This is a genomic window from Paractinoplanes toevensis (assembly GCF_018332695.1).
Taxonomy (GTDB): Bacteria; Actinomycetota; Actinomycetes; order Mycobacteriales; family Micromonosporaceae; genus Actinoplanes; species Actinoplanes toevensis.
The window spans coordinates 1-466 of record NZ_BOQN01000239.1 but is presented as its reverse complement, the minus strand read 5'-3'; the positions used below and the strand labels follow the sequence as shown (position 1 = coordinate 466).

The 466-nt window shown below is 73.2% G+C and carries 1 protein-coding gene; it reads right to left on the bottom strand.

Annotated features, from left to right (window positions below):
* On the bottom strand, positions 1-466 hold a 466-nt coding region (locus tag Ato02nite_RS50910; RefSeq protein WP_213013961.1), incomplete at both ends, for a LacI family DNA-binding transcriptional regulator.

Sequence of the window (466 nt, the reverse complement as noted above, 5' to 3'; positions counted from 1 at the left end):
CAGGTGCCGGGTGGCGAGCAGGCCGCCGGTGTACTGGTCGACCGAGACGTTGGCGACCTGCCACTCGGGCAGGCCGTCCACGGTGACGATCGGGATTCCGTCCGGGACCAGGCGCATCGCCTCGGCGGCGGCGTCCACCGGCGCTATGAAGACGAGACCGGCCGCACCCTGCTGGACCAGGCGTTCGACGATGCGGCGGGACGCGGCGGTGGCGTCGTACCCGGCCACGTGCCCGACGGTGAGCGACAGGTCGGCGCCGAGCGCCGCCTCACCGATCGCCTGCACCATGCTGGAGGGTCCGTAGAGCGTGGTGTTCTGGGCGACCACCCCGATCACGTTGGACCGGCCGGTGGCCAGCACCCGGGCCGAGAGATTCCGCCGGTAGCCGAGCTCGGCGATGGCCGCGAGCACGCGCGTGCGGGTGGTCGCGGAGACGTGCGGGTGCCCGTTGAGCACCCGGGACACG